8 protein-coding genes and 1 pseudogene are annotated in these 9,067 nt (G+C 61.1%); all 9 read right to left on the bottom strand.

What is annotated here, in order from left to right; translation table 11 throughout:
* Window positions 1-420 (bottom strand): annotated as a pseudogene (locus AC1D1P_RS07905) (NADH-quinone oxidoreductase subunit M); the annotation flags it as partial.
* Between the two features lie 30 nt (window positions 421-450).
* On the bottom strand, window positions 451-2,475 hold the full coding sequence (gene nuoL / locus AC1D1P_RS07900) for an NADH-quinone oxidoreductase subunit L (protein ID WP_477672602.1): 2,025 nt from the start codon (window positions 2,473-2,475) through the stop codon (window positions 451-453).
* 144 nt (window positions 2,476-2,619) lie between these two features.
* The gene (gene nuoK / locus AC1D1P_RS07895; RefSeq protein ID WP_007864437.1) at window positions 2,620-2,928 is read right to left on the bottom strand and encodes an NADH-quinone oxidoreductase subunit NuoK; all 309 of its coding nucleotides are present in this window, start codon (window positions 2,926-2,928) and stop codon (window positions 2,620-2,622) included.
* Window positions 2,925-3,578, bottom strand: a complete 654-nt coding sequence (locus AC1D1P_RS07890; RefSeq protein ID WP_477672601.1) for an NADH-quinone oxidoreductase subunit J — start codon at window positions 3,576-3,578, stop codon at window positions 2,925-2,927. Before AC1D1P_RS07890 ends, nuoK begins: the two co-directional genes overlap by 4 nt.
* A gap of 38 nt (window positions 3,579-3,616) precedes the next feature.
* Window positions 3,617-4,114, bottom strand: coding sequence for an NADH-quinone oxidoreductase subunit NuoI (gene nuoI / locus AC1D1P_RS07885; protein WP_436155269.1), 498 nt, complete (start codon window positions 4,112-4,114; stop codon window positions 3,617-3,619).
* Between the two features lie 161 nt (window positions 4,115-4,275).
* Entirely contained in the window at window positions 4,276-5,349 is a 1,074-nt protein-coding gene (gene nuoH, locus AC1D1P_RS07880; RefSeq protein WP_477672600.1) for an NADH-quinone oxidoreductase subunit NuoH, read from the bottom strand.
* Complete coding sequence (gene nuoG, locus AC1D1P_RS07875; RefSeq protein ID WP_477672599.1) at window positions 5,346-7,502, bottom strand: NADH-quinone oxidoreductase subunit NuoG; 2,157 nt, start codon at window positions 7,500-7,502, stop codon at window positions 5,346-5,348. The genes nuoH and nuoG overlap by 4 nt, the downstream gene beginning before the upstream one ends.
* A 19-nt stretch (window positions 7,503-7,521) precedes the next feature.
* Window positions 7,522-8,916 (bottom strand): NADH-quinone oxidoreductase subunit NuoF, encoded by a 1,395-nt coding sequence (gene nuoF, locus AC1D1P_RS07870; RefSeq protein ID WP_477671596.1) that lies wholly within the window; start codon window positions 8,914-8,916, stop codon window positions 7,522-7,524.
* On the bottom strand, window positions 8,913-9,067 hold a 155-nt coding region (locus tag AC1D1P_RS07865; protein WP_477672603.1), incomplete at its 5' end, for an NAD(P)H-dependent oxidoreductase subunit E. The genes AC1D1P_RS07865 and nuoF, both read right to left, overlap by 4 nt.

Here is a 9,067-nt window from a genome sequence, read left to right as displayed (position 1 = left end):
CTCGAAGAACACGTAAAACAGAATGCCGTCAAGTGCCGAAAACACGCCGATCATGAGCCCGCTCAGGATCAGGAAAGAAGCCATGTACTGGTTCACGCGTGTGGTGATGGCTTCCCAGCTGGCGATGATGACCACCACATTGATAAAGGCCGTCAAGAGCACAAACCACAGCGATATGCCGTCAACACCTACGTGGTAGTTGACATTAAACCGCTGGATCCAGCTGCCCTTTTCGACAAACTGCATCGCCGACGTGTCCAGCTGAAAACCGCTGTACAAGGGCAGCGTCACCAGGAAACTGACGACCGCGCCTATCAGTGCGACCCAGCGGACGCTGCGCGCCTGCTCGTCACGGCCCAGCGCCAGCAGAACCACACCGAAAACAATCGGCGTCCAGATCGCAAGACTCAACAAACCCATTCTTGTTCTTCCTTGATTTTGTTGAACTGATCAGCGATTGAGCCAGACGAAATACGTCATCAACACAAACACGCCAATGATCATGCCGAAGGCATAGTGATAGATGTAGCCGGACTGCAGCCGGCGAACCATGCCGGAGACCCAGCCGATCACCTTCCACGAACCGTTGACCAGCGCACCGTCGATCAGCTTCTGGTCGCCGCCCTTCCAGAGCGCGGTGCCGAGAGCGCGCGTGCCGCGGGCCAGCACGTTTTCGTTGAACCAGTCGAAGTAGTACTTGTTTTCGAGCAACGTGAAGATGGGCATGAACATGCGCTTGATCGCGGCCGGCAAGGCGGGGTTAACCATGTACATATACCAGGCCAGCACCGAGCCCCCGAGAGCCAGCCAGAACGGTGGCGCCATCAGGCCGTGCAAAGCCATCTGCCATGGGCCGTGGAACAGATGCTTAAGCTCTTCCATGGCGTGATGTTTCTCGAGGTCCACGAAGATGGCGTCCTTGAAGAAATCGCCGTACAGCATGGGCTGTATCGTCATGAAACCGATGACCACCGACGGAATCGCCAGCAGGATCAGCGGCACCGTCACCACCCACGGGGATTCGTGCGGCTCGTGGTGTTCGTCATGATGGCCGTGGTCGTCGTGACCGTGGTGGTGCGCGTCGGGATTCTGGTCATGGCGTTCCTTGCCGTGGAACACCAGGAAATACAGCCGGAAGGAATAGAAGGCCGTCACGAAGACACCTGCCAGCACCGCGAAGTAGGCAAAGCCAGCGCCTGYCAGGTGGCTCTCATGCACGGCTTCAATGATGCTGTCCTTGGAGTAAAAACCCGCGAACAACGGCGTGCCGATCAAGGCCAGCGTACCCAGCAACGAAGTGATCCAGGTGATGGGCATGTACTTGCGTACGCCGCCCATCCAGCGAATGTCCTGGTTATGGTGCATGCCGATGATGACCGAGCCCGCGGCCAGGAACAGCAGCGCCTTGAAGAAGGCGTGCGTCATCAGGTGGAACACCGCGACAGAATAGGCCGAGGCGCCCAGCGCCACCGTCATGTAACCCAGCTGCGAAAGTGTGGAATACGCGACCACACGCTTGATGTCGTTCTGGATGATGCCGAGAAAGCCCATGAACAGCGCCGTAATGGCACCTATCACCATGATGAAGCTGAGCGCGGTATCGCTGAGCTCAAACAGCGGTGACATGCGCGCCACCATGAAGATGCCGGCCGTCACCATGGTTGCTGCGTGAATCAGCGCGGAGATCGGGGTTGGGCCTTCCATGGAATCCGGCAACCAGACGTGCAAAGGGAATTGCGCTGACTTGCCCATGGCGCCAATGAAGAGGCAGATGCAAATCACGGTTACCAGCATCCAGCCGGTGCCCGGGAAGCTCAGCTTGGAAAGCTCGCCGGCCTTGGCAAAGGCCTCGCCGTAGTTCAGTGTGCCGGCATAGGCAGCGATCAGGCCGATGCCAAGGATGAAACCGAAGTCGCCCACGCGGTTGACCAGGAAGGCCTTCATGTTTGCAAAGATGGCGGTCGGCTTGTTGAACCAGAAGCCGATCAGCAGATAGGACACCAGACCCACGGCCTCCCAGCCGAAGAACAGCTGAAGCATGTTGTTGCTCATCACCAGCATCAGCATGGAAAAGGTGAACAGCGAGATGTAGGCGAAGAAGCGGTTGTAGCCCTCGTCTTCTTCCATGTAGCCTATGGTGTAGATGTGCACCATGAGCGACACAAAGGTCACCACGCACATCATCATGGCTGTGAGGCCGTCGACCAGGAAACCGATTTCCATTTTCAGGCCACCGACGCTCATCCAGGTGTAGAGCGTCTCGTTGAAGCGCGCGCCGTCAATCGCCACGCTCTTGAGCGTCATGGCCGAAATGATGAAAGCCACCAGCACCCCGAGGATGGTAAGGGTGTGCGACAGGCGCCGGCCTATCCAGTTGCCGCCGAAAGAGGTGCCGAGAATACCGGCCGCCAAGGCGCCGGCCAGCGGCGCCAGCGGGACGGCCAGCAGAGTTGAAGCGTTGAGGGTGGATGCCATATCAGTTTTTCTTCGTCAAGCAAGTTGCGCTGGCAAACAAGGAAGCCATGCCAGGGCCGCCACGGAACCGGCTCTGCCGGGCCGTCAGCGGCGCCCCCTTGAGGGGGAGGCGGCCGGAGGCCGCTTCGGGGGGGAGCGTCATCTTTAGCCCTGGAGCGTGTTGAGTTCGTCGACGTTGATGCTGGACTTGTTGCGGAACAGCAGCACCAGGATGGCCAGGCCTATGGCCGATTCGGCCGCAGCGACGGTCAGGATGAAGAACACAAATACCTGGCCGGCCATGTCATTCAGGTAGTACGAGAAGGCCACAAAATTCATGTTGACCGCCAGCAGCATGAGCTCGATGGCCATGAGCAGCACGATCAGGTTCTTGCGGTTCAGGAAGATGCCGATGACCGACAGCGCGAACAGCATCGCGCCCAGCGAAAGAAAATGTCCCAGTGTGAGCGTCATGGCCTCTTTTCCTCGGCAGGTACTGCAGCCGGAATGACAGCTGGTGCGGCCACAACGGATTTCATCTTGACCAGGCTTACACGGTCAGCGCGCTTGACCCGTATCTGTTCTGAAGGGTTCTGGTATTTGGAGTCCTTGCGTGCACGCAAGGTCAGCGCGATGGCCGCAATGATGGCCACCAGCAGAATCACCGCGGCAACTTCCAGCGGATAGAGGTATTCGGAGTACAGCAGTTTGCCGAGCTCCTTGGTATTGGAGATCTGCGCGCCTATCTGGCCCGCGGCGGTCGCGGCCTTGGGTGGCTCACGAAAACCACCCATCAGCACGTAAGACATTTCCAGCGCGATGATGGCGCCCACTGACCCGGCCAGCGGGAAGTGCTTCCAGAAGCCCTTGCGGACACTGTCAATATTGATGTCCAGCATCATCACGACGAACAGGAAGAGCACCATCACAGCACCCACATAAACCAGCACCAGCGTAATGGCCAGGAACTCGGCCTTGAGCAGAATCCAGACGGCGGATGCCTGGAAGAATGCCAGCACGAGGTATAGCGCCGCATGCACGGGGTTACGGGCGGTAATCACCTTGAATGCTGCAAACAGCAGCACCGCGGCAAAAACATAAAAAAGACCTGTTTTAGCGTCCATGTTGTTGTGGATTCTTTCTTGAGCCAGCGGCTTGGGATTCAGCGGTACTTGGCGTCTGCCGCGCGGTTGGCGGCAATTTCGGATTCATACCGGTCACCCACGGCCAGCAGCATCTCTTTGGTGAAATACAGGTCGCCGCGCTTCTCGCCGTGGTATTCAAAGATGTGGGTCTCAACGATGGAATCGACCGGGCARCTTTCTTCGCAGAAACCGCAGAAGATGCATTTGGTCAGGTCGATGTCGTAGCGCGAGGTGCGACGGCTGCCGTCTTCACGCACGTCGGACTCAATGGTGATGGCCATCGCAGGACACACCGCTTCGCAGAGCTTGCAGGCGATGCAGCGCTCTTCGCCGTTTTCATAGCGGCGCAGCGCATGCAGGCCGCGAAAACGCGGGCTCAGCGGAGTTTTCTCTTCGGGAAACTGAACCGTGATCTTGCGGCTGAACATGTACTTGCCGGTCAGGGCCATGCCCTTGAACAGCTCGGTGAGCATGAAGCTCGACGCAAAGTCTTTGATGGAAGCGACGGCGGACATAAATCAGATTCCTGCAGAAGTAAGGCGTAGGCGTACACAAGGGCTCTTCAAGCCAGCAGGGGCCGCGGAACCGGCTTTGCCGGGCCGCAGGCGCAGCGCCCCCTCGGGGGGCAGCGCATTACACGAAGTCGAAGACGCAGTGAAAAGCGTGGGGGCCATAGTCACTTCCAGATGTTGTACGGCGTCTGCATCCAGGCGCCAACGACCACCAGCCAGACCAGGGTCACGGGGATAAAAATCTTCCAACCCAAACGCATGATCTGGTCATAACGAAAGCGCGGGAAGGTGGCGCGCACCCAAAGGAACATGGTGACCACCACAAAGGTCTTGGCACCCAGCCAGATCCAGCCCGGAATGAAGCTCAGGGCTTCAACAGGCGGCAACCAACCGCCCAGGAATAGCAGCACGGCCAGGATGGCGACCAGCCACATGTTCGCGTATTCAGCGAGGAAGAACATCGCGAAAGCCATGCCCGAGTACTCGACCATATGGCCAGCCACGATTTCGGACTCGCCTTCGACGACGTCGAAGGGGTGGCGGTTGGTCTCAGCCAGGCCGGAGATGAAGTACACGACAAAAATCGGCAACAGTGGCAGCCAGTTCCAGGACAGGAAAGTCCATCCGTTGCTTGCCAGCATGCCCTTGCCCTGGCTCATCACGATGTCAGTCATGTTGAGGCTGCCGGACACCATGAGCACCACCACCAGGCAGAAGCCCATGGCGATTTCATAGCTGACCATTTGCGCCGAAGCGCGCATGGCGCCGAGGAAGGCGTACTTGGAGTTCGAAGCCCAGCCCGCGATGATCACGCCATAGACTTCCAGCGAGGTGATGGCCATCAGGAACAGCAGGCCGGCGTTGATGTTGGCCAGCGCGATCTCGGGCCCGAAGGGAATCACGGCCCAGGCGGCCAGGGCCGGCATGATGGTCATGATGGGGCCGAGCACGAACAGGCCCTTGCTGGCCGCCGTGGGGATGATGATTTCCTTGGTCAGCAGCTTGAGCGCATCGGCGATTGGCTGCAGCAGGCCGAAAGGCCCGACGCGGTTAGGGCCGAGGCGAATCTGCGTGAAGCCGATGGCCTTGCGTTCCCACAAGGTCAGGTAAGCCACGAGGCCCATCAGCGGCAACAGGACACAGACGATCTTGACGAGCGTCCACAGCACAGGCCATACCGTGGCCGGCCAGATGCCGCCCATCAAACCCTGGCCAAACGCGAAGATTCCATCAATCATGCCGTCACTCCTTCGAGCCTGGCTTCGACGCCGGCGGCCCGGCGGGCATCCGCCGTCAGCTGCAGCGATGTGGCGCGCCTGACCAGCCCGTCCAGCTGGTAAATGCTGGCCACCGCAGGCACCTGGACGATAGCGGTCGACAGGTCGATAGCGGCCTTGGTGCTGTTGCCGAGCCTGTCCGCGGGAAGCTCCACCGCATCGGCACCCGCGACCTGCTTGAGCACGTCCTGCGCGGATTCAAAATCAAAGCCGGGCAAGCCCAGCACGTTGGCGAGCACGCGCAGCACCTTCCAGGCCGGACGGGTATCGCCCAGCGGCTTGACGACGGCGTGAAAGCTTTGCACGCGGCCCTCGGCGTTCACAAAGGTGCCGGGCGTTTCGGTGAAAGGCGCAATCGGCAGCAGCACATCGCTGAAGCCCATGTTGGCCTTGAAAGGGCTCAGCGTCACGACCATCTGTGCGGCGTTGAGCGAAGACTTGGCGCTGGCGCCGGCAGCCGAGTCAAACTCGGGTTCGTTGTTGAGCAGGATCACGGCCTTGAGCTGGCCGCCCAGCATCTGACCGGCATTCAGGCCCTTGCCGGCAGGCAAGGCGCCGGCCAGTTGGGCACCCACGGTATTGGCGGCTTCCGTGAGGTAGCCCACGGTGGCGCCGGTCTGCTCGCCGATCCAGTTGGCGAGCGCCAGCAGGCTGGAGGCCTTGGTGTGATGCGCCGCGGCATTGCCCAGCAGGATGGCCTTGCGCTCGCCGCCCAGCAGGGATTTGGCGATCGCCTTGGCGGCGTCGGTAGCCTGGCCGGCGGCGGGCGCGGTAACGCCCTTGTCAGCGGCAATCGCGGCAGCCACATCGGCCAGGGCCTGGGTCCAGGCTTCGGGCGCTGCCAGCAGCCTATTGGCGACAGGCATGGCCCAGGCGTCGGCGTTTGCCAGTTCGGCGGTGGAATTGACGGTGCTCAGCGCCCCGCCCTTGCGAACGGCCTGGCGTATGCGCTGCGCGAACAACGGGTGGTCCTTGCGCAGATTGGAGCCGACCACCAGCACGCGCTGCAGCTGCGACAGCGAGGCAACGGAGGTACCCAGCCAGCGGATGGCCGAAGGTGCGGTGAACTCGGCGTTGCGCAGCCGGTAGTCGATGTTCTCGCTGCCCAGGCCGCGCATCAGGGAGGCGGCCAGGTAGAGCTCTTCGAGCGTGCTGTGCGGGCTGGCCAGGGTGCCGATGCTGCTGGCACCGTGGTCGGCCTTGATCTGCTTGAGGCCGTTGGCCACGTATTCGAGCGCGGTCTGCCAGTCGACAGCCTTCCATTCGCCGCCCTGCTTGAGCATGGGGCTGGTCAGGCGTTCGTCGCCGTTGAGGGCTTCATACGAGAAGCGGTCGCGGTCGGCGATCCAGCATTCGTTCACGTCTTCGTTCTCCAGGGGGACGACGCGCATGACCTTGTTGTTCTTGACCTGGACGATCAGGTTGGCGCCGGTCGAGTCGTGCGGGCTGACCGACTTGCGGCGCGACAGTTCCCACGTGCGGGCGCTGTAGCGGAAAGGCTTGCTGGTCAGCGCGCCCACCGGGCAGATGTCAATCATGTTGCCGGACAGCTCGGAGTCCACCGACATGCCGACGAAGGTTTCGATTTCGGCGTGTTCGCCGCGATGCGACATGCCGAGTTCCATCACGCCGGCCACTTCCTGGCCGAAGCGCACGCAGCGCGTGCAATGGATGCAGCGGCTCATTTCCTGCATGGAAATCAGCGGGCCCACGTCCTTGTGGAAGACGACGCGCTTTTCTTCCTCGTAGCGCGATTCGCTGCCGCCGTAACCGACGGCCAGGTCCTGCAACTGGCATTCGCCGCCCTGGTCACAGATCGGGCAGTCCAGCGGGTGGTTGATCAGCAGGAACTCCATCACACCCTTCTGGGCCTTGATGGCTTTGTCGTTCTTGGTACGCACGATCATGCCCTGAGTGACGGGCGTAGCGCAGGCCGGCATGGGCTTGGGCGCCTTCTCCACGTCGACCAGGCACATGCGGCAGTTGGCGGCAATGCTCAGCTTCTTGTGATAGCAGAAGTGCGGAATGTAAGTGCCGGCCTTTTCGGCCGCATGCATCACCGTGCTGCCTTCAAGCACTTCCACCTTCTGGCCGTCGAGTTCTATTTCAACCATATTTTTTTCTTTCCGCAATTCAGGCTTGCGCGGTAGCCGAAACCGGAGTGTGGGAGACTTGTGGCTTGATCATGGCTTCAAACTCATGGCGGAAGTGTTTGATCATGGCGCGCACCGGCATGGCCGCGGCATCGCCGAGCGCGCAGATGGTGCGGCCCTGGATGTTGTCGGCCACCGAGTTGAGCAGGTCCATGTCGGTCTGCTTTCCGTGGCCGTTGTGGATACGGTCCACGACGCGCCAGAGCCAGCCCGTACCTTCGCGGCAAGGCGTGCATTGCCCGCAGGACTCATGCATGTAGAAGTAGGACAGGCGCTTGAGCGACTCGACCATGCAACGGCTGTCGTCCATGACGATCACCGCGCCCGAACCCAGCATGGAGCCGGCCTTGGCGATGGAGTCGTAGTCCATGGTGCAGTCCATCATGATGGAAGCCGGCAGCACGGGCGCCGAAGACCCGCCGGGAATCACGGCCTTGAGCGTACGGCCCTTGCGCACGCCGCCTGCGAGTTCCAGCAGCCTGGAGAACGGCGTGCCCATGGGCACTTCATAGTTGCCGGGCAGCTCGACGTCGCCGGACACCGAATAAATCTTGGTGCCGCCGTTGTTGGGCTTGCCGCATTCGAGGTAGGCCTGGCCGCCGTTGCGGATGATCCAGGGCACGGCCGCGAAGGTCTCGGTGTTGTTGATGGTGGTGGGCTTGCCGTAGAGGCCGAAGCTGGCCGGGAACGGCGGCTTGAAGCGCGGCTGGCCTTTTTTGCCCTCGAGCGACTCGAGCAGCGCGGTTTCTTCGCCGCAGATGTAGGCGCCGAAACCATGCGAGGCATGGAGCTGGAAGCTGTAACCGCTGCCGAAAATGTTGTCGCCCAGCAGGCCGGCAGCGCGTGCTTCTTCCAGCGCTTCTTCAAAGCGCTGGTAGGTCGCGAAGATTTCGCCGTGGATGTAGTTGTAACCCACGCTGATGCCCATGGCGTAGGCGGCGATCGCCATGCCCTCGATCACGCTGTGCGGGTTGTACTGCATGATGTCGCGGTCTTTGCAGGTACCCGGCTCGCCTTCGTCCGAATTGCAGACCAGGTATTTCTGGCCCGGGAACTGACGCGGCATGAAGCTCCACTTGAGCCCGGTCGGGAAACCCGCGCCGCCGCGGCCGCGCAAGCTGCCGGCCTTGACTTCAGCGATGACCTGGTCGGGCGTCATGCCCTCGCCGCCATCCTGCTTGAGGATTTTGCGCAGCGCCTGGTAGCCGCCGCGCGCTTCGTAGTCCTTGAGCCGCCAGTTGCTGCCGTCGAGGTCAGCCAGGATTTGCGGATTGATGTGCCGGCCGTGGAAGCAGGTCTGCACGCCAGTAGCCGAGAACTGCGACAGCACGCTCTGCGCGGCCGCGCTGTTGGGTGTCAGGGGTGCGAGCGTCATGGTTGCTTTGCCTCGGCGGATTGAAGGCCTTCGATGAGCTGGTCCAGCTTCTCGTTGCTCATGAAGCTGCACATGGTGAGATCGTTGACGAGCATCACCGGCGAATCCGCGCAGGCGCCCAGGCATTCAGACTGCTGCAGCGTGAAATGAC

The organism is Polaromonas sp. P1_E1_2 (assembly GCF_056406035.1).
Note: the sequence above shows the minus strand (reverse complement) of the source record. Positions and strands in the feature narration are given on the sequence as shown.

What these genes read in the sequence shown, in the direction of transcription:
- AC1D1P_RS07890 (WP_477672601.1), bottom strand. Translation starts at nt 3,578, where the DNA reads ATGGACGCTAAAACAGGTCTTTTTTATGTTTTTGCCGCGGTGCTGCTG.
- nuoG (WP_477672599.1), bottom strand. Translation starts at nt 7,502, where the DNA reads ATGGTTGAAATAGAACTCGACGGCCAGAAGGTGGAAGTGCTTGAAGGC.
- nuoH (WP_477672600.1), bottom strand. Translation starts at nt 5,349, where the DNA reads ATGATTGATGGAATCTTCGCGTTTGGCCAGGGTTTGATGGGCGGCATC.
- nuoF (WP_477671596.1), bottom strand. Translation starts at nt 8,916, where the DNA reads ATGACGCTCGCACCCCTGACACCCAACAGCGCGGCCGCGCAGAGCGTG.
- nuoK (WP_007864437.1), bottom strand. Translation starts at nt 2,928, where the DNA reads ATGACGCTCACACTGGGACATTTTCTTTCGCTGGGCGCGATGCTGTTC.